Origin of the sequence: Sinomonas cellulolyticus, from assembly GCF_014656475.1 — a bacterium.
GTDB classification, from domain to species: Bacteria; Actinomycetota; Actinomycetes; order Actinomycetales; family Micrococcaceae; genus Sinomonas; species Sinomonas cellulolyticus.
The window spans coordinates 323,921-344,091 of sequence record NZ_BNCM01000003.1 but is presented as its reverse complement, the minus strand read 5'-3'; the positions used below and the strand labels follow the sequence as shown (position 1 = coordinate 344,091).

Genomic DNA, 20,171 nt, shown 5'->3' with positions numbered 1-20,171 from the left:
CTGACGTGCCCAGAGAGAGTGGCCGGAAGGTCGTGGCCACCAACCGAAAGGCCCGGCACGACTACGAGATCATCGACGCGTGGGAAGCGGGCCTCGTGCTCATGGGCACCGAGGTGAAGTCCCTGCGCGAAGGACATATCTCACTCGCCGAGGGATTCTGCCACTTCGACAGGGGCGAGCTCTGGCTCGAGGCCGTCAACATCCCCGAGTACTCGCAGGGCTCGTGGACCAACCACCCTTCCAAGCGCAAGCGCAAGCTCCTCCTGCACCGGGACGAGCTGATCAAGATCGAGCACAAGGTCAACGAGTCCGGCCTCACTGTGGTCCCGCTCCAGGTGTACTTCAGCGACGGCCGTGCGAAGGTCGAGATCGCGCTTGCCCGCGGCAAGCGGGACTACGACAAGCGGCAGGCCCTGCGAGAGGCACAGGACAAGCGCGAGGCGCTCCGCGAGCTGAGGGCGCGCAACCGTCGCTGAGGACCGCGTGGGGACCGAGGGAACGGGAGGCTCCGTGGCTGCGCAGAAGGTGAGGATCTGGGCCGCCGTGGCGGCTGGGATCGTCGCAGTCCTGGCAGCGGTCGCCGCGCTTGCGTTCCCACGCCTCCTCGGGCAGACGGGGGAGAGCACGACGGCGCCGCCAGCCTCCCCCTCCCAGTCACCTACGGACGGGGTGACCCCGGGGACGGCGCCGGCGAGCCCGAGCGGCTCGCCCAGCGCCACCGCGACAGCCACGACGGCGGGTGCCCCCGCGCCGTCGTCCGCGCCCGGTTCCGCCGCGCCCGCCAGCCGCGCAGCGACGCTCCTGGCCTCCATGAGCCTCGAACAGCGGGCAGGCCAGGTGATGATGGTCGGCTCGCCCGTGGCTGGGCCGGATGCCGCAGTCCGAGATGCGGTGGGGCGGCTGCACGTGGGCAACGTCTTCCTGAAGGGACGGACGACTGCCGGTGCGAACGCTGTGGCGGGCGTCGTCGCCGCGCTCAAGGGGGAAGCGGTCCGGGGATCCGGCGGGGCTGCTCCCTTCGTCGCGACGGACCAGGAGGGCGGCCAGGTCCAGATCCTGCGGGGTCCAGGCTTCTCCGAGATGCCCACGGCCCTCGCCCAGGGCTCCATGGATGCCGGTGCGCTCAGGGCGTCGGCCGCAGCCTGGGGCAGGGAGCTGGCCGCGGCCGGGGTGAACGTCAATCTCGCGCCCGTCATGGACACCGTGCCGTCCGCGGCCTTCGCTCCCCAGAATGCGCCGATCGGCCGCTTCCAGCGCGAGTTCGGGTACAGCCCCCAGACCGTTTCCGCCCATGGCATCGCCTTCGCCCACGGCATGGCGGACGCCGGGGTCGCCGCGGTCCCCAAGCACTTCCCCGGCCTCGGCCGGGTGACCGCCAACACGGACACCGCCGCCGGCGTCGCGGACGGCACCACGGGCCGCCACGACCCCTACGTGGCGCCCTTCGCGGACGCAGTCCGCGCCGGCGTCCAGTGGATGATGATCTCCAACGCGCGCTACCCGGCGATTGACCCTGAGAACGACGCCGTCTTCTCGCCCACGGTCATCGGGGGGATGCTCCGCGGCGACCTCGGGTTCCGCGGGATCGTCGTCTCTGACGACGTGTGCGATGCCGTGCAGCTTTCCAGCACTGCCCCCGAGCAGCGGGGCGTCGGGTTCCTCGCGGCGGGCGGGACCATGGTGCTGTGCACCAACGCCCAGACCGCGCCGCGTCTGTGGCAGGGGATGGTGGACCGGGCGCGCTCCGATCCGGCCTTTGCCCGTACCCTCAACGCGGCCGCCCTGGCCGTGCTCGAGGCCAAGGACAGGGCCGGGCTCCTGCCCCGGTGAGCCAGAGGCACCTCCCAGCCAGTGTCGGGGGGAAACTCCGCGAGGCGGGAATAGTGCAGCGGCCCCCCGCGCTATACTGGGTGCTCCGGCGGTGCACGCAGCTGCCGGGCCCGAGCGTAGCGGCTCGGAGCGGTTTGACAACCACATACGGGGATGATCGGTTTCGACGGTGTAGGTCGAGACAGGGGAAGCGGGCCGAGGATGCAGAGTCATCTCGTCAACGCTCTCTGCAAACCAATAAGTGCCAACTCTAAGCGCACTGACTTCGCCCTCGCTGCCTAAGTAGCGAGCAAGTCCGTCAGCCCGGGATTGCTATCGTCCCGGATCCTGGCGTCATCTAGATAGCCACTGCTGGCAGCCCTCGTCGTCGGGGCTGCTGGGACTTCAAGGCGACTGGGCCCGGGTCAGCCACTGGTGTGCATGATGGCTGGGGCCGAGAAATCCCAACGCACACTGCGCCCGGAGAATACCTGGCAAAGCCGCACCGGACGGGGGTTCAATTCCCCCCATCTCCACCCTGCGTGAGCGCCCTCGGTCCTCGGACCGGGGGCGCTCTTTCTGTCACGGAGTTCCCAGCGTGTCGGGGGGTGCAAAGCCAGCACATGGGACGAGAGTAGCGGCATGGACGGCATGCGGCCCCGAAGGCCAGCCCTGGCGGCCGCGGTGCGCGTGCCAGTGCTCTTGGCGGCCCTCTGCTCCGTGGCGCTCACCGGGTGCACGGGATCCGCCGGCACGCCGGCAGCAGCGCCTTCGAGCACTCCTGCCGCACGCAGCGCCTCCCCGGGGGCGATTCCGCGGCCCGACCACATCGTGATCGTCGTCGAGGAGAACAAGTCGTTCGACGATGTGATGGGCCGCTCGGACGCGCCCTACATCAATTCCCTCGCGGCCGGCGGAGCCCTCTTCACTCAGGCCACCGGCGTCGCACACCCGAGCGAACCCAACTACCTCGCCCTCTTCTCCGGCTCCACCCAGGGCGTCACCGACGACTCCTGCCCGCACTCCTTCGGAGCAGACAGCCTCGGATCCCAGCTCATCAAGGCGGGAATGACCTTCGGCGGCTTCGCGGAGAGCCTGCCCAGCACCGGCTACCAAGGGTGCTCCTCGGGCGACTATGCCCGCAAGCACGCCCCGTGGACCGACTTCCCCGCGGTGCCGGCCTCCTCGAGCCAGCCCTTCAGCGCGTTTCCCCACGACTTCGCAACGCTCCCGACCGTCTCCATCGTGGTGCCGAACCTCGCCAACGACATGCACAATGGCAGCGTCAGCCAGGGCGACACCTGGCTCCGCGACAACCTCGATGCCTACGCCAAGTGGGCGCGCACGCACAACAGTCTCCTGATCGTCACGTGGGACGAGGACGACAGCCACTTCCAGAACCACATCGCAACCATTTTCAGCGGAGAACACGTCACGGCCGGAAAGTACAGCGAGCCGATCGATCACTACCGTCTGCTCGCGACCGTCGAGGCGGCCGAGGGACTGCCACTCCTCGCTCAGGCCGCCGCCACTGAGCCTGTCACCGACGTCTGGCATTGAGCGCTCGGACCCCCGAGGATGGGCGTGTGAGCGTTGCCGGCCGGAGCAGCCCACGGCGCGTCCTCCTCGCGGCCGTGACATCGAGCTGCCTCGTCATCGTGGACTCGACGGGAGTCTCGCTAGCCCTCCCTGCCATCCAGCGCGAGCTCGGCGGAGGGCTCGTGCTGCAGCAGTGGGTCGTGGACGGATACCTGCTGACCCTCGGTGCGCTGATCCTCGCCGCGGGCGCGCTCGCGGACCGGTACGGCATCGAACGGCTCCTCCTCACGGGTGCCGCCGTCTTCACCCTGACCTCGGTGGCGTGCGGGCTGGCCCCCACGGGCGCGGTCCTCGTGACGGCACGCATCCTCCAAGGCGCCGCGGGCGCTGTCATCACGCCCAGCGCCCTCGCGCTCATCACCGCCTCGACCGCCGGTCCCGCGAGGATGCGGCTCATTGCGAGGTGGACGGCGTGGACGGCGGCTGCGTCCGTGGCCGGTCCCTTCGTCGGAGGTGCCATCGTCACGCTGGGCAGCTGGCGGTTCGTCTTCCTCGTCAACCTCATACCGGCCGCCGTCCTGGCCCGCCCGCTGCTCGTGCTGGGCCGCACCGCCCCGCCGCCCGCGAGGCGGACGGGACCGTTCGACGTCGTGAGCGCTGCCCTCAGCGTGGCAGGTCTCGGGGGCCTCGTGCTCGGCCTGATCTGGCAGTCCCAGCTGGGCTGGGACCATCCCGCGGTGGTCGGCTCCCTTGCCGTCGGCATTACTGCCACGGCGTCCTACGTGCTGCGGCAGCGGCGCGCGCGGTCCCCCCAGCTTCCGCTGGGCCTGTTCCGGGAGCGGGCCTTCGCAGCGGGGAACGCGGCCACCCTCTGGGCCTACGGAGCGCTCGGACTCGGCTCGTTCCTCGTGGGCCTGTACCTCCAGCAGCGCATGGGACTCACCGCCTTCGCCGCGGGCCTGGCCATGCTCCCGGCCACCCTTCCGATGCTCTTCCTCTCGAGCCGCGTGGCACGCGTCGCTGCCCGCACGGGGCCGCGGCTGCCCATGGCAGCCGGGCCAGCCCTCGCGGCGGCCGGCTTCGCGTGGCTGGCGCTGTCCACTCCGCCGCTGGCCTACTGGACCAACGTCTTCGGACCGATGGTCCTCCTCGGGATCGGCCTCGCCGTCATGGTCGCGCCCCTGACGGCCACGGTGCTCGGCGCCGTCCCGCCGGGCTCGGAGGGCGTCGGATCCGCCGTGAACAACGCGGTCGCACGGGTCGCCTCGCTGGTCGCCATCGCTGCATCCGGCGCCATCACGGGCGGGACGCTCGACGACGCGGGGTTCCGCCGCGGGGCCGCGGCCACCGCAGCGCTGCTCGCCGCGGCCGCGGCGACGTCTGCGGCCTGGATCCCGAGCGCTAGGATCGTCCCACCGAACCCGCGCACAGGCGAGCCGACTCGGACGGAGCGGACCCATGACCAGTGAACCGACCCGGCGCAGCGATGCCCGGCGCAGGCCTGCGGTCGACCCTGAGGTGCAACAGGGGCCGTGGGGCGTGCTGCACGCTGCGCTGGCCTTCCTCCTGGAGGTGGCTGCTCTCGCGGCCTTCTGGTACATCGGCAGCAGGCTCATCCATGGCGTGGGCGGCCTTGCGCTCGGCCTCGGCGTGGCGGCCGTGTTCGTCGGCGTGTGGGCGGTCTTCGTGGCGCCGCGGGCGCCGCGGAGGATCCCGTGGCCGTGGAGGCCCGTGGCCGCGCTGGCGCTGTTCATCGCCGCGGGCGCGGGGCTCCTCGCCGTGGGGCAGGCCCTCGGCGCGGCGATGATCGCCGTGGCGGTGGTGGACGCGGGCCTCGCGTTCTGGCTCAGGAGCCGCGTTTAGCCCGCGACCGATGTGCCGGCTGGCCGGCAAAGCCAGTCCGCAGGCCGGTCCGGGTGATCAGTCCGTGGTGTCGGTCTGCTCGAGCGTGCAGCCAGGATGGGTGCGGTCACTGTGCACCCAGACGGCGTCTCCGACCTCGACCGCCACATCGAAGTCCCGGGCTGCCTCGCCGTGGCCGAGACGGATCACGAGTGGGCCGCCGAACGGCTTGCGCCGGACGACCGTGAGATCGGTTCCCAGCTCGATCCGCTCGCCGGCGAGGTACCGCAGCAGCTCCGGGTTCTCGTCGCTGATGCGGGTGATCGTTCCCTCATGCCCTGGGTCCAGCTCGTCCAGGCGGTGAGCTTCGATCCGGGGGACGTGGCCGCTTCCCGTGGGGATGGGGTCACCGTGCGGATCATGCGATGGCCTGCCGAGCTTGGCGTCGAGCCGCTCGACGAAGAGGTCCGAGACGGCATGCTCGAGAAGCTCCGCCTCGACGTGCACCTCGTCCCAGCCGTAGCCCAGCTCCGTGACGAGGAACGTCTCGAGCAGGCGGTGGCGCCGGACCATCGTCAGCGCCACGCGCTGGCCCTCCTCGGTGAGCCGCACTGCGCCGTACGGGCGGTGGTCCACGAGGCCCAGGTCCTTGAGCTTGCGCACCATCTCCGACACCGAGGAGTTCGCCACCCCCAACCGTGCCGCGAGCTGGGAGGGCGTGATCGGGGTGTCCTGCCACTCGGTGAAGGCATAGATCGTCTTCAGGTAGTCCTCGGTCGAGGAGGAGAGCCGGCTCTTCACACGTCCACCCTAGTGTCTCCCTCAGCCGCTGCCTGAGAGCGTCAGCCAGAGCAGCACGATGTTCAGGACCACGACGAAACCTGCGCTCAGCCAGGATCCGACCACGAGGGGCAGCCTGAGGGTGAAGCCTCCCATGACGGCGGGCGAGGTGCTGAGGCGGATGAGCGGGATGAGCGCGAAGGGGATGCCGAAGCTGAGGACAACCTGGCTCACCACGAGCGCCCAGGTGGGATCCACGCCGAGCGCGAGCACGACGACGGAGGGAACCAGGGTGATTGCCCGACGCAGGAGCAGGGGGATGCGGCGCTCGAGGAGGCCCTCCATGATCGTGGCGCCCGCATACGATCCGACGGACGTCGATGCGAGTCCGCTCGCGAGAAGACCGACCGCGAAGGCGACGCCGACTCCCTGGCCGAGCGCATGCTCGATCGCGGCGTGGGCCCCCTCGATCGAGTCCGTGCCGTCGACCCCACCCAATGTTGCGGCCGCGAGGAGCAGCATGCCGAGGTTGACCACGCCGGCGACGCCGAGGGCGCTGACCACGTCCACCCGCGTCCCGCGCAGAAGGCGGCGGATGGCGCGTTCGGACACGGCGGTGTGCGGATCGGGCCGGTGCCGGTCCCGTGAGAGTGCCGAATGGACGTAGATGGCGTGCGGCATGACGGTGGCCCCGAGCATCGAGGCGGCGAGGAGGACTGAGTCTGCGCCGTCGAACCGGGGGAGGAGACCGCCTACGACGCCGGCCGGGGAGGGCGGGCTCAGTGCGAGGCCGGCGAGGAACCCGACGGTGATGACGGTGAGCAGGCCGACGATGGCCATCTCAAACTTCTGCTGGGTGCGGAAGTCCTGGATGGCGAGAATTCCCATGGACACCACGCCGACGGCGAGGGCACCGAGGGGGAGCGGCACGCCGAAGAGCAGCCGCAGGGCGACCGCTCCGCCGACGACTTCGGCCAGATCCGTCGCGAGGGCCACCACCTCCGCCTGCATCCAGAACAGTCTCCGGCCTGCGGGCCGCAGTCGCTTTCCGAGGAGTTCGGGGAGCGTCCGGCCGGTGACGACGCCGAGCTTGGCGGAGAGGTACTGGATCAGCATCGCCATGAGGTTTGCTGCGACGAGGACCCAGACGAGCAGGTAGCCGTACCTCGCGCCGGCGGTGAGGTTCGCCGCGACGTTGCCGGGATCCACGTAGGCCACCGAGGCGACGAAGGCAGGACCGAGCACGCTCAGCAGGAAGGCCCATCGGCCCTGAAGGCCGCGGGCCTTCACTCCCGCCGCCGTGCTGGCCGCCCTGCCCACACTGCCTCCTCGCCTTGGCATCCGGGCCCAAGCACGAACTCGTTTAACCAGACCGACGTCCTGTTTTTCGGTGTGCCTAAACCCTACTCCGGGGCGTGTGAGCCCTCAAGACCGTGCGCCGCCCGCGCGCGCCAGGCCTGGGCAACGTAGGGCAACGCCAGGACGTCGCCCCACGAATGGCCCAGATGCTCCAACAGGTACCAGGCGAGGTTGTCCTCGACCTTCCGCCGATGCTTCTCCGATGCGCGCAGGTAGTAGCTGCGCGACTTGGCCAGCTCCACGATGCCTTCCGGCGTGATGCGGTCCTCCCAGCGGATCTCGAGTGACTCCCATCCCCGCAGTTCCGGGCCCGACGGCGGGTGGTAGTCGGGCTTGTGGACGTCGCCGGCATGCATGATCCTGGACAGCCGGTGCACCCAGGGCACCTGCGTGTCGAGCTGGTTCCACACCAGGCCCACCCGGCCCCCGGGGCGGAGCAGGCGCGCGGCTTCGCGCGTGGCGGCCCCGGTCTCGAACCAGTGCCATGCCTGTGCGGCGACGACCACGTCCGCACAGGCGTCCGGCAGTCCCGTGTGCTCGGCCGGCGCGACCACGCAGCGCACACCGGGCAGCTGACGAGCGAGCTGGGCGAGCATGTCCTCGGACGGGTCCACCGCGGTGGCCTCGAGCCCGGCGGCGACCAGCAGCTGGGTGAACTTGCCCGTGCCGGCACCGAGGTCCACCGCCGTCCGCGCACCCTCGGGAAGGATCCAGGCGAGCGCCTCGGGGGGATAGCCGGGACGCACCCTGTCGTAGTGCTCGCCCCCGGAGGTGAAGGCGCCTGCGAGCTCGCGCCGCCGCGCGTCGTCGTACTTCGGACCGCCGCGCCTCATCCCCCGCCCTCCCGGCCCCCGGCGTGGCGGCCTAGCCCTACCACTCTACGGGGAGCGCAGGACGCCGCTCAGTCGGCACTCGCGCACGGGGCGGCCCCCGCCGTTCCCGGCGTGTTCGGCGCCCACGAGGGGAAGGGCCGCGTGTCTCGGGCAGGAACCCAGCGCCCCTCGTCCACGGTGTAGTCGATCCCCGGCCCGCGCTCCGTCAGCTGGGCCACCCCGGCCAGGAGCCGCTCGACGTCCTCGAGCCGCGAGCCGAGGCCGAAGCTCGCCCGCAGCGATCCGGACGGCAGGCCGAGCCGGGCGAGGAGCGGGTGTGCGCAGAAGCGCCCGTCCCGCAGTCCCACGCCGTGCTCGGCCGAGAGGAAGGCCGCGACGAGCCCGGCGTCGTACGCATCGACGGAGAAGTTCACCACGCCGATGGCGTCCAGGGAGTCCGCGAAGAGCCGGTGGACTCTCACGCCCCTGATCCCCTCCAGACCGCTGGCGAGCGCCTCCCTGAGCTGCTGCTCGTGCCGGTGCCAGGCGTCGGGATCGAGGGCGCCGAGCGCCTGCGCGGCACGGGCGAGGGCGGCCGCCCCGAGGACGTTGGGCGACCCTGCCTCGTGCCGCGCCGCCCCGAGCGCCCAGCTCGCGGACTCGAGACGGACCTCCCGCACCGCGCCGCCTCCCGCGAGGTGTGGCCGGCCGGCGTCGAGCCAGTCTGGCCGGCCCACGAGCACGCCAGCGCCGAACGGGGCATAGAGCTTGTGGCCGGAGAAGGCGAGGTAGTCGATCGCCGTCCGCTCGTCCTCGGGCGCCGCCGTGATGCGGCGGTGCGGGGCGAGCTGTGCGGCGTCGACCGCGATCCGGGCGCCGTGCGCATGCGCGAGCGCTGCGAGCTGAGCAAGGGGGAGGACCTCGCCTGTGACGTTCGACGCCCCGGTCACGGCGAGCAGGGCCACCCCGCCGGCCGCCAGCTCGGACTCGAGCCGCCCGAGGGTCTCGGCGATGGTCGGCGCGGCGGTCACGCTGCGGTGGGCGCGGCGCTGCCACGGCAGGAGGTTCGCGTGGTGCTCGATGTCCAGGTAGAGCACGTCCGCGCCCTCCGGGACGCAGCCGGCGAGGAGGTTGAGGGAGTCGGTCGTGTTCCGGGTGAAGACGACGGCGTCGTCGGGCCGCGCCCGCACGAACCGGCGGACGGCACTTCGGGCGCTCTCGTAGACGCTTGTGCTCACCTGCGACGCGTAGCCGGCGCCGCGGTGCACGCTCGCGTAGAACGGCAGTACCTCGAACAGGTGGGTGGCGACCTCCGCCAGCGCGGGGGCGGACGCCGCATAGTCGAGGTTGGCGTACCTCACCTCCCGGCCGTCCACGAGCGGGGCCTTGAGGTCCGCACCGACGACGGCGGCGAGCGGCTCGAGCGCATCGGGGAACCGTTCGCGCCACGCGGGGGAGGCCGGGGCCGTGGCGGGGGCGGGGGCGGCAGGAGTCGACAGGGCAGTGCTCATGGGCGTTCCTCACGCTGGAGGGACCCTTCTGGGGTCCGCGCTTGCCGCATCCGTTCCGGACCGGCCAGGTCGTCACCCGGGGCACCCCGCCGCGGAGGGAGGGTTGCCGGCCAGCAAACCGGGGTTTCGCGCTGGCGCTCGTGACCTTTCGAAGAAGACTAGGCCACGCGGCACCGGGGTGCACGCGTGGCCGCCGACTATGACCTGTGTGACGCGCTAGAGGAGGTCGTCGTGGTGGGGGTTGAGCCTGGCGAGGACCTCGGAGTGCAGGATGGCGTTGGTCGCGAGGGCATTGCCGCCCCAGGGCCCGTCTTCGCCCTCGAGGGAGGTGAACCGGCCGCCCGCCTCCGTGACGATCGGCACGAGCGCGGCCATGTCGTAGAGCGCAAGATCCGGCTCCGTCGCGATGTCCACGGCACCCTCGGCGACGAGGCAGTAGGACCAGAAGTCGCCGTAGGCCCGGGTGCGCCACACCGAGTCGGTGAGGCCGAGGAAATCATCGAGGCTGCCGCGGTCCTTCCAGCCCGAGAGCGAGGAGTAGGAGAGGGAGGCGTCGGCGAGTGAGGAGACATTGGAGACCTTGAGGCGGGTCGCGGAGGCCAGGGAGCGCCCCGTGTAGGCTCCGGCGCCGCGGGCCGCCCACCAGCGGCGGCCGAGGGCAGGCGCGCTCACGACGCCGACCACGACCTCGTCGCCGTCGGCCAGGGCGATGAGCGTGGCCCACACCGGGACGCCGCGGACGAAGTTCTTCGTGCCGTCGATGGGGTCGATGATCCAGCGGCGCGCGCCGTGGCCCGTCGTGCCGAACTCCTCGCCGATGACCGCATCCCGCGGGCGCGACCGCGAGAGCTGGCCCCGGATGGCCTCCTCGGCGGCGCGGTCGGCGTCGGTCACGGGGGTGAGGTCAGGCTTGGTCTCGACCTTGAGGTCGAGCGCCTTGAAGCGCTCCATGGTCTGCGCGTCGACCGAGTCCGCCAGCACGTGGGCGAGGCGGAGGTCGTCGTTGTACGTCTCGGTCGCTGAGGTCATGGACCCACGCTATCGTGACGGGACCGGCGCAAGCGTGAGGCTCCCGGCATGGACTAGCTGCCGAGCTCCTTCGTGTCCTGCGGCTCCTCGCGCGCGCCGGCGCCGAGAAGGCGGCGCAGTGACGCGAGCCGGGCCGGGCCGGCCTCGCCGGCATTCCCCGCGGCAACCCACGCATCGAGGCCGCACTCCACGGCGGCCGCGTCATGGCGGCAGCCCCGCGCGCACCCCTCGATGCCCGGCTCGAGGTCGGCGAACGCGTGCAGGATGCGGTCCGGGTCCACGTGGGCGAGGCCGAACGAGCGGATCCCCGGCGTGTCGATGATCCAGCTCCCAGGGGGCGAATCCTCCAGACGGAGTGCGAGCGCCGAGGAGGAAGTATGGCGGCCCCGCCCGGTGACCGCGTTGACCCCGCCCGTGGCCCGGTCCGCGCCCGTGAGGGCGTTGACCATCGTGGACTTGCCCACCCCTGAATGCCCCAGCAGCACGGTCACGTGGCCGTCGAGCTCTGCCCGCAGCGCGGCGACGGCCTCGTCGTCGAGCTTCGCCGAGGCCCCGTCCGCTCCCCGGGCGTCGATGCCCGCGCCCGCGGCGCCGTCGTCGTCGGTCTCTGCAGTCCTGCTCACGACGACCGTCAGGGGCAGCAGGCTGTAGTTGGCGAGCAGTTCTGCAGGGTCCTTCAGGTCTGCCTTCGTGACGAGCAGGAGCGGCTCGATCCCGGCGTCGTACGCGGCGACGAGCGCCCTGTCGATGAACCCGGTGCGGGGCTCGGGGTTCGCCGCGGCCACGACGATCACGAGCTGGTCCGCGTTCGCGACGACGGCGCGCTCGACCGGGTCCGTGTCGTCCGCGCTGCGCCGCAGCAGCGTCTCGCGCTCCTGGACGCGCACGAGCCGCGCGAGGGTGTCCGGCCTGCCCGAGACATCCCCGACCAGGCCCACGAAGTCCCCGGGCACGACGGCGGTGCGTCGCAGCTCCCGGGCCCGGGCCGCCACCACGAGGCGCTCCTGGGGCGTGTCCTCGTCCACGATTGCGGTGTACCGCCCCCGGTCCACGGTCACGATCCTGCCGACCACGGCGTCCTCGTGGCTCGGGCGGTCCTTGGTGCGCGGGCGCGTCCCGCGCTTGTTGGGGCGGATCCGGACGTCGCTCTCGTCCCATTCGCGCTGGGCCATGCTAGGCGCGGGCCCCGCCGACCCGCTCGGCTGCGTGCCCGGCCGACGCGCCGAGCATCCGCGCCCACATCAGGGGGAAGTCCGGCATCGTCTTGGACGTCGTGGCGATGTCGTCCACTTCGACTCCCCGCACCGCGAGTCCCCAGATGGCCCCCGCCGTAGCCATCCGGTGGTCCGCATAGGAGTGCACGACGGCGCCGTGCAGGGTCGCGGGGCGGATCACGAGGCCGTCCTCGGTCTCCTCCGCGTCCCCGCCCAAGCGCCGGATCTCCGCGACAAGGGCCGCGAGGCGGTCCGTCTCGTGGCCACGCAGGTGGGCGATCCCCGTCAGCCGCGAGGGCGAATCGGCAAGCGCGCAGAGGGCGGCCACGGTCGGCGCAAGCTCGCTCGTGTCGGCGAGGTCGGCCCCCGTGATGCGGTCGCCGCCGCGGACGGTGAGGGTGCCGCCGTCGAGCGTCACGGCCGCGCCGAGCTTCGGGAGGATCTCCCGCCAGGCATCCCCCACCTGCGTTGTGTGCTCGGGCCAGTTGGGGACACGGACGGTGCCACGGGTCGCAAGGGCTGCGGCGAGGAAGGGGCCCGCGTTGGAGAGGTCCTGCTCGATCCGGACGTCGAAGGCGCGGATGGGGCCGGGCGCGACGATCCAGTGGTCCGGCCGCGAGTCGTCGACCTCGACACCGGCACCGCGCAGCACCTCGACAGTCATGGCGATGTGGTCCAGGCTCGGGACGGGCCTGCCCGAGTGCTCAAGGTGGAGGCCCTCCGTGAAGCGCGCACCGGCGAGCAGGAGGGCGGAGACGAACTGGCTCGAGCCGCTCGCGTCGACGACAATATGGCCGCCGCGGACCTCACCCGTCCCGTGCACGGCGAACGGCAGCGACCGGGGCAGTTCGCCGTCGGCCGCGGAGGGGCCCACGGGCGAGACCGCCACGCCGAGCGCCTCCAGAGCGTCGATCACCGCGCCCATGGGCCGCACCCGGGCGTGGGGATCGCCGTCGAAGGCGATCTCACCGCGGGTGAGCGCCGCAACGGGCGGGACGAACCGCATGACAGTGCCCGCGAGGCCGCAGTCGACAGCGGCGCGGCCCAGATCAGGTCCTGGTGCGCGGATCGGCACCACCTCGAAGTCCGGCCCGTATTCGCCGTCTCCTTCAACCTCCGTGATGCCCGCTCCGAGCGCACGGAGGGCCTGGACCATGAGCGCCGAGTCGCGCGAGTGCAGGGGGGCCCGCAGCCTCGACGGGCCGTCCGCGAGGGCGGCCAGGACGAGGTAGCGGTTGGTCAGCGACTTCGATCCAGGAACGGTGACCGTGGCGTCAACGGGCCGTTCGGCGAAGGGCGCGGGCCACGGTGCTGTCACGCGAAGACGTCCGAGGCTGCGCTCCGCGCGTCCTTCGCGACGGAGCGCACCGAGCGCTGGGCCTTGCGGCTCGCCTTCCTGAGAGCCTTGCTGGTGCCCTTCTGGGCCTCGGCGATGCCCTTCTCCGCGCCCGCGAGCTGGCGGCGGCCGGCCTTGGCTGCGTCCGAGGCGATGTTCTGGGCACGCCATGCGAGCGAGGGGTGGCCGTTCGTGTCGACGCTGGCGAGGAGCACTCCGCCGAGCAGGGAGAGGTTCTTGAGCAGGCCCGAGCGGCGGGCATCGCGCCCGGTCGGGGTGCTGATGTCCGCGCTGCGCCACTCGACGAAGGTGTTGAGCGCGCTCGTGAGCGCCAGCACCGACGCGGACAGCCGCGGGACCTTGCCCAGAGCGAACAGGACGCCGGCGCCGAGCTGGGTGGCGCCCACCGCGCGGGCCAGGAGCTTCTCGTCGACCTGGACGGGGAGGGCATCGGCCGCGCGCCGCAGCACGGGCGAGAGCTGCTCCGCGGTGTCGTCCGCGTTCTTCAGCTTCGAGGCCCCGGCGATCACAAACGAGCTGCCGAGGAGCGGTCGGGCGATGAAACGTACTGCGGACATGTGGCCTCCTTCAGGCGCGGTCCCTACGGGCTGTGCGCGGTATCTGCTGGTCGGACTATGCCTCAGTCTTGCATCTTCGGGGAATATTTTCCTTTCCGCCTCGCGTTGTGCCTGCTGTCCGCAGGGAGCCCTGGACCTCAGGGCAGAAGGAGGGAGTCGAGTGCTGGTCCTTGACCGCGCCGTCGCGCTCCCGGCTCCGCCGCTGGCGACGACAGTAGACTGGGCGGCGATGAGCACAGCTGACCCCCACGGAAGCCCCGCCCCGGATCCTGCGGAGGACGGGCAGACCACGCGCGCGGACATCGCCTCCGAAAGCGACGACGAGCGGCGCGAACGCTTCGAGCGCGACGCGATGCAGTACGTGGACCAGCTCTACTCGGCAGCCATGCGCATGGCGCGCAACCCGGCCGACGCCGAAGACCTCGTGCAGGAGGCCTACGCGAAGGCGTTTGCGGCCTTCCACCAGTACAAGCCCGGCACGAACCTCAAAGCCTGGCTGTACCGGATCCTCACGAACACGTACATCAACCTGTACCGGAAGCGCCAGCGCGAGCCGCAGCAGGCCCAGACCGACACGGTGGAGGATTGGCAGCTCGCACGGGCCGAGTCCCACACCTCGAAGGGCCTGCGCTCGGCGGAGTCCGAGGCCCTCGACCACTTGCCTGACTCCGACGTCAAGGACGCGCTCGCCTCGATCCCGGAGGAGTTCCGCCTCGCGGTGTACTTCGCCGACGTGGAGGGCTTCGCGTACAAGGAGATCTCGGAGATCATGAACACCCCGATCGGCACGGTCATGAGCAGGCTGCACCGCGGCCGCAGGATGCTCCGCGACCGGCTCGCCGACTACGCCGCAGAGCGGGGCTTCGCCGGCGCCCGCGCGGCGGCCGCACCCCAGGAGAAGGAACAATGAGCGATTGCCAGGGCCTGGGCGACTGCGAGGACAGCCGCCTCCACCGCCTCTACGAGTATCTTGACGGCGCCCTTCCGGCCCACGAGGTGGCCGAGATCCGCTCGCACCTCGAGACCTGCCCCGAATGCCTCGGGGAGCACGACCTCGAGTGCATGATCCGCTCCGCCATGAAGCGCAGCTGCCACGAGCAGGCTCCCGCCTCGCTCAAGGATTCCATCCTCGGCAAGCTCCACGGAGTCCGCCCCGAGGCGTGACGCGCACGCACGGCGGGAGCATGGCGCAGCGATGAGCCCTTCGCCGTACGACGCAGCGAGGCCCCGGACCATACTGGTCCGGGGCCTCGCTCTGTTCCGCATCACGGACCAGGGGCGTCCTCAGGTGTTGGGGCGCTTCCCGTGGTTCGCGCCGCCGCGCTTGCGGTCACGGCGCTTGCGTGCACGCTTGCTCATGGCTGGCCTCCTTCGTTCGACTACACTGGTGGCCCCCGGAAACGGGGGCGAGTGGCCCAGAAGGCCGTCGTCCAGTCTAGCGCAGTGCGCGGGCTCCGGCCGCCGAGGCCTATCGCATGGCGTCTCCGCGCCCAGCTCCGCCCAAGCTTCCGGCGCTGCGGACCGTGGCGGCTGTCACTGCGGCTGAGGCAGGCGAAGCCAGGGGAACCAGCCGCGGTGCAGCACGAGCCACGCGATGAGCCCGTAGCCCGCCTGGCCGGGAGAACCGGCATTCGAGGCCAGATCCCCCCGCCACTGGTCGTGGTTCAGCAGCGGCGAGAACGTGTCCACGTAGTAGTAGTTGCGGCGCGTCGTCACGTCCGCGAACGCTGTGTTCAGCTCGGCGAGGCGGCGGTTCTGCACCGGGTCCAGCGTGGGGGGCGGCCCGACAACGAACACTTCGCAGCTGTTCTGCTGGGCCGAGTCAAGGATGTTGGCCACATTGAGGCGGCTCCGGGCGGGGGAGAGGCCGAACTCGATGTCGCGGCCGGAGAGCCCGACGACGAGGCGGTTCTCGAAACCGTCGCCGAAGCGGCGCATGACCTCGCCCTCCCAGCGGGCGGCCAGCGATTCGGTGCCCTCCTGGGGCGCGGCGAGGACGTAGGACTCGAGGACCAGTTCCTCCCGAGGCGTGCGTGCGAGCACCCGCCCAAGCCAGCCGAGCGCCCGGGGATCGCCGACGCCCGCCAGCAGCTCGTCGCCGACTGCGGCAATCCGCAGCTTCCTCTCGTGCGCCATCCACACTCCGTCCGTCCCGCCGGTCCCGCCGGCCCATGCCCTCGGTTTCCGAGTCTAGCGAAGCGGACATCGTCGACGGCGGAAGACGCCCCGCCGCGCCTGCTGCGGCGCGCACAGACGACGGCGGCCGGCCCCCTGAAGGGGACCGGCCGCCGTCGTGGGCTGCTGCTGCGGGCAGGCGAGCCCGCGGGACGAGCCGCTAGTGCGAGAAGACCTCGTGGACGAGGACGTCCTCCTCCGCCGCGTGGCGCTTCATCGACCCGGCACTCGTGGCGGCCGACGCGGCGCGCGAGACGAGCTGCACGGGCCGCTCAAGGGTCGGCGCGAGCGTGAGCGCCATGTACGGCCACGGGCCCTGGTTGGCCGGCTCGTCCTGCGCCCACACCACCTCGGCGTTCGGGTACTTCGCGAGTTCGGCCTTGATCTCGGCCTCGGGCAGCGGGTAGAGCTGCTCGACGCGCACGATGGCCGTCGTGGTGTCCTTGGCCTTGGTGCGGGCCGACAGGAGGTCGTAGTACAGGCGACCGGAGACGAGGACCACACGGGTCACGGCGCTCGCGTCGAACTGCTCGTGCTCGCCGATCACCGGCCGGAACGAGCCCGAGGTGAACTCCTCGACCGGCGAGGCCGCCGCCTTGAGACGCAGCAGCTGCTTCGGGGTGAAGACGATCAGCGGCTTGCGGGGGCGGTTGTACGCCTGGCGCCGGAGCAGGTGGAAGTGCGACGCCGGCGTGCTCGGCTGGGCGACGACCATGTTGTACTCGGCGCACAGCTGCAGGAACCGCTCGATGCGTGCGGAGGAGTGGTCCGGGCCCTGGCCCTCGTAGCCATGCGGCAGGAGCATGACGAGCGAACTGCGCTGGCCCCACTTCTGCTCGGCGGACGAGATGAACTCGTCGATGATCGTCTGGGCGCCGTTCACGAAGTCGCCGAACTGCGCCTCCCACGCCACGAGGGCGTCGGGACGCTCGACCGAGTAGCCGTACTCGAATCCGAGCGCCGCGTACTCCGAGAGCGAGGAGTCGTAGATCGACAGCTTCCCCTCACCCTCGGCGAGGTCCGCGAGCGGGGTCCACTCGTTGCCGTTGCGGCGGTCGTGGAACACCGCGTGGCGCTGCACGAACGTACCGCGGCGCGAGTCCTGGCCGGCCAGCCGCACGGGCACGCCTTCCGAGATGAGCGAGCCGAAGGCCGCCATCTCGCCGAAGCCCCAGTCGATCCCGCCGTCGCGGGACATCGCCTCGCGGCGCTCGAGCAGCTGCTTGAGCTTCGGGTGGACGGTGAAGCCCTCCGGGACGTCGAGGTGTGCCTTGCCGATGCGGGCGAGCAGATCGGTGCTGATCGCGGTGGGGTGCTGGTTCCCGCCGGCGTCGTACTGCTGCTGCGCGAGCGGGCGCTCGAGGTCGGACACCGCCTTCGAATCCGCGGTGATGATCGGGATCGGCGAGGTCTGGGCCGCGTGGGTCTCCGCGAAGACGCGCTCGAGGCGCTCCTGGTAGTCCCGGAGCAGCTGCTCGGCCTCCTCCTGCGTGATGTCCCCACGGCCGATCAGGCTCTCGGTGTAGAGCTTGCGGACCGAGCGCTTCGCCTCGATGAGGTTGTACATCATCGGCTGGGTCATCGACGGGTCGTCGCCCTCGTTGTGGCCGCGCCGGCGGTAGCACACGAGGTCGATGACGACGTCCTTGTGGAAGCGCTGCCGGAACCGGTACGCCATCTGCGCCACGCGGACCACGGCCTCCGGGTCATCGCCGTTGACGTGGAAGATCGGGGCCTGGACCATCTTGGCCACGTCGGTCGAGTACACCGAGGAGCGCGAGGAGGACGGCGAGGTGGTGAAGCCGACCTGGTTGTTCACCACGATGTGGATGGTGCCGCCCGTGCGGTACCCGCGCAGCTGCGAGAGGTTGAGCGTCTCCGCCACGACGCCCTGGCCCGCGAAGGCCGCATCGCCGTGCACGAGGATCGGGAGCACCGGGAAGGCCTCGCCGCGGTCGATGCGGTCCTGCTTGGCGCGGACGATGCCCTCGAGGACCGGGTCGACGGCCTCGAGGTGGGATGGGTTGGCGGCGAGGTAGACCTTGGTCTGCTTGCCGTTCTCGGCCGTGAACGTGCCCTCGGTGCCGAGGTGGTACTTCACGTCGCCCGAGCCCTGGACGCTCTTGGGGTCCTGGGTGCCCTCGAACTCGCGGAACACCTGGGCATAGGTCTTGCCGGCGATGTTCGTCAGGACGTTGAGGCGCCCGCGGTGGGCCATGCCGATCCCGACCTCGTCGAGCCCGTCCTCAGCAGCCTCGGACAGGGTCGCGTCCAGGAGCGGGATGAGGGACTCGCCGCCCTCGAGCGAGAAGCGCTTCTGGCCCACGAACTTGGTCTGCAGGAACGTCTCGAATGCCTCGGCCGCGTTGAGCCGGGACACGATGCGCAGCTGCTCCTCGCGGCTGGGCTTCTTGTACGGGTGCTCGAGCTCGTCCTGGAACCACTTGCGCTCGGAGGGCTCCTGCAGGTGCATGTACTCGATGCCCGTGGTGCGGCAGTACGCGTCCCGGAGCACCCCGAGGATGTCGCGGAACTTCATCTTCGGCTTGCCGCCGAACCCGCCCGTGGGCCACTCGCGGTCGAGATCCCAGAGGGTCAGGCCGTACGTGAGCACATCGAGGTCCGGGTGGTGGCGCTGGACGTACTCGAGCGGGTTCGTGTCCGCCATGAGGTGGCCGCGCACGCGGAACGCGTGGATGAGCTGCTGGATCCGGGCCACCTTGTTGATGGTGTCCTCGGGGTTGACCTGCAGGTCGGGGCTCCAGCGCACCGGCTCGTACGGGATGCGCAGGGACTCGAAGATCTCGTCGTAGAAGCCCTGCTCGCCCAGCAGGAGCTGGTGCACGATCCGGAGGAACTCGCCCGAGCCGGCGCCCTGGATGACCCGGTGGTCATAGGTGGAGGTGAGCGTGATGATCTTGCCCACGGCCTGGAGGGCGAGGACCTTCTCCGAGGAGCCCTGGAACTCCGCGGGGTACTCGAGGGCGCCCACGCCGATGATGGCGGCCTGGCCCTTCGACAGGCGCGGGACGGAGTGGACCGTGCCGATGCCGCCGGGATTCGTCAGGGAGACGGTCGTGCCGGCGTAGTCATCCGCGGTGAGCTTGCCGTCGCGGGCGCGCTTGATGAGGTCCTCGTAGGTGTGCCAGAAGTCCGAGAAGTTCATCGTCTCGGCCTTCTTGATGTTCGGGACCACGAGGAGGCGTGAGCCGTCCGGCTTCGGCAGGTCGATCGCGATGCCGAAGTTGACATGCGCGTGCTGGATGGCGACCGGCTTGCCGTCCACCTCCTCGTAGGAGACGTTCATCGACGGCATGAGCTTGAGCGCGCGGATCACCGCGAAGCCGATGAGGTGCGTGAAGGAGACCTTGCCGCCGCGCACACGAGTGAGGTGGTTGTTGATGACGATGCGCTGGTCGATGAGGAGCTTCGCCGGGATCGCGCGGACGGTCGTCGCCGTTGGGACCTCGAGGCTCTGGACCATGTTTGTCGCGATCGCCTTGGCGGGACCGCGCAGGGGCGAAACGACGTCCTCTTCCGTCGACTCGCTCTTCGCGGTCTTCGGCAGCTGCGCCGGGATCAGGCCCGTGGAGGGCTTCGCGCCGTCGCGCACGACGCCGGCCGAGCCCTTCTTGGGGGCAGGTGCCGACGTGCTCGGGCTGACGGGGGCAGGTGCCGCGGCGGCGGCCGGAGCCTGGGCTGCGGGCTTGGGTGCCGGGGCTGCCGGTGCGGGCGCAGCGGCCGCAGGCGCAGCGGCAGCAGGCGCAGCGGGCGCCGCGGCCTGGGTGGCCTGCCGGGTCAGCGTGTCCGCGGACGCTCCCTTCGCCGTGCCATTGGACGTGTGGCCGCTGTCCGAGTCGTCGAAGGACTCGAACAGCGGCCACCACTTGGCGTCGACTGAGTTCTTGTTCTGCTGGTACTGCTCGTAGAGCTCGTCCACAAGCCACTCATTGCCGCCGAATTCCTCGGGCAGGCGGTGCGTTGGCAGTTCTGGCACTGGAGATACGCCTCTTCCATCGATACTTAGGCCCGCGGGTCCGCGGCTCCGCACCCGCCTCCAGACTGCGTTGCCCGCGTGCTCCATGGGGCCGTTCCGGAGGCTGGCCGTCTCCGCCGACCGCCCGTGGGCACCTCAGGAGCCCACACTCAACAGGACAGTCTAGTAAACCGAGCGAGGATTCGCGCGC

The 20,171-nt window shown here is 71.1% G+C and carries 18 protein-coding genes, 1 other RNA gene and 1 riboswitch; of the genes, 8 read left to right on the top strand and 11 right to left on the bottom strand.

From position 1 onward, the window contains the following. Positions 1–5 precede the first annotated feature (5 nt). The 6 genes from smpB to IE231_RS05610 all read left to right on the top strand — a co-directional run bounded on the left by smpB (position 6) and on the right by IE231_RS05610 (position 5,211). The gene (smpB, locus tag IE231_RS05635) at positions 6–476 is read left to right on the top strand and encodes an SsrA-binding protein SmpB (protein ID WP_189692943.1); all 471 of its coding nucleotides are present in this window, start codon (positions 6–8) and stop codon (positions 474–476) included. Positions 477–510: 34 nt separating this feature from the next. After that, entirely contained in the window at positions 511–1,830 is a 1,320-nt protein-coding gene (locus tag IE231_RS05630) for a glycoside hydrolase family 3 N-terminal domain-containing protein (RefSeq protein ID WP_229866511.1), read from the top strand. Positions 1,831–1,979: 149 nt separating this feature from the next. Next, positions 1,980–2,348, top strand: a transfer-messenger RNA (tmRNA) gene (gene ssrA / locus IE231_RS05625). 103 nt (positions 2,349–2,451) lie between these two features. Further along, positions 2,452–3,369, top strand: a complete 918-nt coding sequence (locus tag IE231_RS05620; RefSeq protein WP_229866510.1) for an alkaline phosphatase family protein — start codon at positions 2,452–2,454, stop codon at positions 3,367–3,369. A 26-nt stretch (positions 3,370–3,395) separates the two neighbouring features. Beyond that, a complete protein-coding gene (locus tag IE231_RS05615; protein ID WP_189692942.1) occupies positions 3,396–4,817 on the top strand; it encodes an MFS transporter in 1,422 nt (473 codons plus the stop codon). After that, positions 4,807–5,211: a YrdB family protein gene (locus IE231_RS05610; RefSeq protein WP_189692941.1), complete on the top strand. Its 405-nt coding sequence runs from the start codon at positions 4,807–4,809 to the stop codon at positions 5,209–5,211. The genes IE231_RS05615 and IE231_RS05610 overlap by 11 nt, the downstream gene beginning before the upstream one ends. A gap of 57 nt (positions 5,212–5,268) precedes the next feature. On the opposite strand, the gene IE231_RS05605 is transcribed toward IE231_RS05610, so the two are convergent. The 8 genes from IE231_RS05605 to IE231_RS05570 form a co-directional block, all read right to left on the bottom strand. Continuing rightward, complete coding sequence (locus IE231_RS05605) at positions 5,269–5,991, bottom strand: metal-dependent transcriptional regulator (RefSeq protein WP_189692940.1); 723 nt, start codon at positions 5,989–5,991, stop codon at positions 5,269–5,271. A gap of 21 nt (positions 5,992–6,012) precedes the next feature. Further along, on the bottom strand, positions 6,013–7,290 hold the full coding sequence (locus tag IE231_RS05600; protein WP_374189410.1) for an Nramp family divalent metal transporter: 1,278 nt from the start codon (positions 7,288–7,290) through the stop codon (positions 6,013–6,015). Between the two features lie 83 nt (positions 7,291–7,373). Beyond that, complete coding sequence (locus IE231_RS05595) at positions 7,374–8,162, bottom strand: class I SAM-dependent methyltransferase (RefSeq protein ID WP_189692938.1); 789 nt, start codon at positions 8,160–8,162, stop codon at positions 7,374–7,376. Between the two features lie 68 nt (positions 8,163–8,230). Further along, the gene (locus IE231_RS05590) at positions 8,231–9,652 is read right to left on the bottom strand and encodes an aminotransferase class V-fold PLP-dependent enzyme (RefSeq protein WP_189692937.1); all 1,422 of its coding nucleotides are present in this window, start codon (positions 9,650–9,652) and stop codon (positions 8,231–8,233) included. 32 nt (positions 9,653–9,684) lie between these two features. Further along, positions 9,685–9,798, bottom strand: a riboswitch (SAM riboswitch). Positions 9,799–9,868: 70 nt separating this feature from the next. Continuing rightward, on the bottom strand, positions 9,869–10,681 hold the full coding sequence (gene hisN / locus IE231_RS05585) for a histidinol-phosphatase (protein ID WP_189692936.1): 813 nt from the start codon (positions 10,679–10,681) through the stop codon (positions 9,869–9,871). Positions 10,682–10,734: 53 nt separating this feature from the next. Then, complete coding sequence (gene rsgA / locus IE231_RS05580) at positions 10,735–11,853, bottom strand: ribosome small subunit-dependent GTPase A (RefSeq protein WP_189692935.1); 1,119 nt, start codon at positions 11,851–11,853, stop codon at positions 10,735–10,737. Between the two features lies 1 nt (position 11,854). Then, a complete protein-coding gene (gene aroA, locus IE231_RS05575; RefSeq protein WP_189692934.1) occupies positions 11,855–13,213 on the bottom strand; it encodes a 3-phosphoshikimate 1-carboxyvinyltransferase in 1,359 nt (452 codons plus the stop codon). Then, a complete protein-coding gene (locus tag IE231_RS05570) occupies positions 13,210–13,809 on the bottom strand; it encodes a DoxX family protein (protein WP_189692933.1) in 600 nt (199 codons plus the stop codon). Before IE231_RS05570 ends, aroA begins: the two co-directional genes overlap by 4 nt. 229 nt (positions 13,810–14,038) lie before the next feature. Here IE231_RS05570 and IE231_RS05565 point away from each other — a divergent pair, with 229 nt between their 5' ends. Both IE231_RS05565 and rsrA read left to right on the top strand, forming a co-directional pair. Further along, on the top strand, positions 14,039–14,719 hold the full coding sequence (locus IE231_RS05565; protein ID WP_229866509.1) for a sigma-70 family RNA polymerase sigma factor: 681 nt from the start codon (positions 14,039–14,041) through the stop codon (positions 14,717–14,719). Continuing rightward, the gene (gene rsrA, locus IE231_RS05560) at positions 14,716–14,973 is read left to right on the top strand and encodes a mycothiol system anti-sigma-R factor (protein ID WP_189692932.1); all 258 of its coding nucleotides are present in this window, start codon (positions 14,716–14,718) and stop codon (positions 14,971–14,973) included. The genes IE231_RS05565 and rsrA overlap by 4 nt, the downstream gene beginning before the upstream one ends. Before the next feature lie 120 nt (positions 14,974–15,093). Here the strand turns inward: rsrA and IE231_RS18540 are convergent, their stop codons facing one another. From IE231_RS18540 to IE231_RS05550, 3 genes are all read right to left on the bottom strand, one after another. After that, on the bottom strand, positions 15,094–15,168 hold the full coding sequence (locus IE231_RS18540; protein WP_369299106.1) for a 50S ribosomal protein bL37: 75 nt from the start codon (positions 15,166–15,168) through the stop codon (positions 15,094–15,096). Positions 15,169–15,342: 174 nt separating this feature from the next. Next, positions 15,343–15,945 (bottom strand): GDSL-type esterase/lipase family protein, encoded by a 603-nt coding sequence (locus IE231_RS05555; protein ID WP_189692931.1) that lies wholly within the window; start codon positions 15,943–15,945, stop codon positions 15,343–15,345. A gap of 199 nt (positions 15,946–16,144) precedes the next feature. Continuing rightward, on the bottom strand, positions 16,145–19,981 hold the full coding sequence (locus tag IE231_RS05550; protein WP_189692930.1) for a multifunctional oxoglutarate decarboxylase/oxoglutarate dehydrogenase thiamine pyrophosphate-binding subunit/dihydrolipoyllysine-residue succinyltransferase subunit: 3,837 nt from the start codon (positions 19,979–19,981) through the stop codon (positions 16,145–16,147). Between the last annotated feature and the right edge of the window lie 190 nt (positions 19,982–20,171).

What these genes read in the sequence shown, in the direction of transcription:
- IE231_RS05620 (WP_229866510.1), top strand. Translation starts at nt 2,452, where the DNA reads ATGGACGGCATGCGGCCCCGAAGGCCAGCCCTGGCGGCCGCGGTGCGC.
- IE231_RS05610 (WP_189692941.1), top strand. Translation starts at nt 4,807, where the DNA reads ATGACCAGTGAACCGACCCGGCGCAGCGATGCCCGGCGCAGGCCTGCG.
- IE231_RS05595 (WP_189692938.1), bottom strand. Translation starts at nt 8,162, where the DNA reads ATGAGGCGCGGCGGTCCGAAGTACGACGACGCGCGGCGGCGCGAGCTC.
- IE231_RS05590 (WP_189692937.1), bottom strand. Translation starts at nt 9,652, where the DNA reads ATGAGCACTGCCCTGTCGACTCCTGCCGCCCCCGCCCCCGCCACGGCC.
- hisN (WP_189692936.1), bottom strand. Translation starts at nt 10,681, where the DNA reads ATGACCTCAGCGACCGAGACGTACAACGACGACCTCCGCCTCGCCCAC.
- rsgA (WP_189692935.1), bottom strand. Translation starts at nt 11,853, where the DNA reads ATGGCCCAGCGCGAATGGGACGAGAGCGACGTCCGGATCCGCCCCAAC.
- IE231_RS05570 (WP_189692933.1), bottom strand. Translation starts at nt 13,809, where the DNA reads ATGTCCGCAGTACGTTTCATCGCCCGACCGCTCCTCGGCAGCTCGTTT.
- IE231_RS05565 (WP_229866509.1), top strand. Translation starts at nt 14,039, where the DNA reads ATGAGCACAGCTGACCCCCACGGAAGCCCCGCCCCGGATCCTGCGGAG.
- rsrA (WP_189692932.1), top strand. Translation starts at nt 14,716, where the DNA reads ATGAGCGATTGCCAGGGCCTGGGCGACTGCGAGGACAGCCGCCTCCAC.
- IE231_RS05555 (WP_189692931.1), bottom strand. Translation starts at nt 15,945, where the DNA reads ATGGCGCACGAGAGGAAGCTGCGGATTGCCGCAGTCGGCGACGAGCTG.